Below are 787 nucleotides of genomic sequence, written 5' to 3' on the forward strand. Positions count from 1 at the left end.
TAGTAGAATTTAGCACCTTCTTTACAAGTTAAAGGGTTGCCAAGGTTTCATTGGGTCTATTCCCTCTACCTTTCTTGATAACAATATTACATTTAAGAACTCATACCTAGTTTGGAGCACAAAAATACTAACTATATTTTTGTTTTCCTATTTAATTAAATTTCTATTATTCAAACAAATCTGATGATAGATATCTATCACCCCTATCACAAATAATAGCAACAATAACACCTTTATCAATAGATTTTGCTACTTGCGACGCACAATACACTGAGCCGCCACTGCTCATACCAGCAAAAACGCCGGCTTCTTTAGCTAAACGTTGGGTTGTAGCTTTTGCATGTGCTTGTGTAACTTCAATAACCTGATCTACTTTATTTCTATTAAAAAATTTAGGCACATATTCTTCTGGCCATTTACGAATACCCGGAATTCTAGAATTATCATCGGGTTGCGCGCCAACAATGGTTATATTTTTATTCTTTTCTTTTAAATAGGTTGAAACCCCCATAATAGTTCCTGTGGTTCCCATGGCAGACACAAAATGGGTGACTTTGCCATTAGTATCATTCCAAATTTCAGGCCCTGTGGTTTTGTAATGCCCTTTCCAATTATCGTCATTTTCAAACTGATTTAAAAGCGTGTAACCTTTTTCATCTCGTAATTTGAATGCTAAATCTCGTGAGCCTTCAATTCCAACATCTGATGACGTTAAAATTACTTCAGCACCGTAAGCTCTCATAGTTTTAACGCGTTCTTCGGTAGAATTTTCGGGCATAACAAGTAC

1 protein-coding gene and 1 riboswitch are annotated in these 787 nt (G+C 35.8%); the gene reads right to left on the reverse strand.

The features are described 5' to 3' along the window. A riboswitch (SAM riboswitch) is annotated at positions 1-84 on the reverse strand. This riboswitch is flagged as partial in the annotation. 82 nt (positions 85-166) lie between these two features. After that, the coding region (locus FUA24_RS10635) for a pyridoxal-phosphate dependent enzyme (RefSeq protein ID WP_148542175.1) at positions 167-787 on the reverse strand (621 nt) is incomplete at its 5' end.

It is taken from the genome of Seonamhaeicola marinus, from assembly GCF_008085455.1.